The 982-nt window shown below is 65.7% G+C and carries 2 protein-coding genes; one reads left to right on the top strand and one right to left on the bottom strand.

The window, feature by feature from the left end; genetic code table 11:
• The coding region (locus EOB49_RS34145) for a Na+/H+ antiporter NhaA (RefSeq protein ID WP_206526192.1) at positions 1 to 408 on the top strand (408 nt) is incomplete at its 5' end.
• A 29-nt stretch (positions 409 to 437) separates the two neighbouring features.
• On the opposite strand, the gene EOB49_RS34140 is transcribed toward EOB49_RS34145, so the two are convergent.
• Positions 438 to 938 carry an MmcB family DNA repair protein gene (locus EOB49_RS34140; RefSeq protein WP_164781941.1) on the bottom strand — a complete coding sequence of 167 codons (501 nt, stop codon included), beginning with the start codon at positions 936 to 938 and terminating at the stop codon, positions 438 to 440.
• Positions 939 to 982 lie beyond the last annotated feature (44 nt).

Raw genomic sequence — 982 nt, 5'->3', positions numbered from 1 at the left:
GTGGCCTTCGTCGTCATCCCGATCTTTGGCTTTGCCAATGCCGGCGTTTCGCTCGCCGGTCTCAGCGTCAGTGCGCTGATTGAGCCGTTGACGCTGGGTGTCGCCGCCGGCCTGGTGGTCGGCAAGCTGGTCGGCGTGTTCGGCTCTTCGGCACTTGCCATTAGGCTCGGTCTTGCCGACCTGCCCGCCAATGCCGGCTGGACGCACATGATCGGCATATCGCTGCTGTGCGGCATCGGTTTCACCATGAGCCTGTTCATCGGCCTGCTCGCCTTCGCCGGCGACGTGGCGCTGCAGGACGCGGTCAAGGTCGGCATCCTCGCCGGCTCCTTCATCGCCGCCATCCTGGGCGCTGCCGTGCTGCTCATGGCGCCCGCCAGGGGTGGCGTGGAGGACGGTGAAGAGTAGAGGCAGTCTTAGGACTTGGGGGACAATCGCTACTCGCTCTCACCCTCCAGCGCCGGCACCGACACGCCGGCAAGCTCTGCCGCCAGCAGCCGCGAAGCGCCGGCCCGCGCGATCCGCAGCATCAGCGCTTTGCGCGTTGCCGCTGCCATGCGGTGCTCGGGCGCATCGCGCAGGATCTCGGCGCCGTAGCCGTCGGAGAGGATGAAGCCGCATTCCTGCGGAAAGATCTCCGAGGGCACGCCGGGATGGGTGGCGAAGAAGAAGCGGTCGGAGTGCAGCCGGTAGTCGGGCCATTTGCGGTCGACCCTGAAATCCTCGATCGAGGATTTGATCTCGATGATCCAGATATCGCCCTGCCGGGTCAGCGCGACGAGGTCGGCGCGGCGGCCCGTGGCCAGCGACAGTTCAGGCAACACATGTGCGCCCATATCCCTGAGCAGCCGCTGTACGCCGCGCCGCACCAGCATGGCGCGTTCGGACTGGCGGCCGTCGATGAGAGGGTTGATCGAGACGGGGGAGATGATCGGCATGCCAGGCACCATGCCAGATTTTGTTCACGGTTTGAACCTGTTTT

Source organism: Mesorhizobium sp. M7A.F.Ca.MR.148.00.0.0 (assembly GCF_003997735.1).
Lineage (GTDB): Bacteria > Pseudomonadota > Alphaproteobacteria > Rhizobiales > Rhizobiaceae > Mesorhizobium.
This window is presented reverse-complemented; position numbering and strand designations above follow the sequence as displayed.

What these genes read in the sequence shown, in the direction of transcription:
- EOB49_RS34140 (WP_164781941.1), bottom strand. Translation starts at nt 938, where the DNA reads ATGCCGATCATCTCCCCCGTCTCGATCAACCCTCTCATCGACGGCCGC.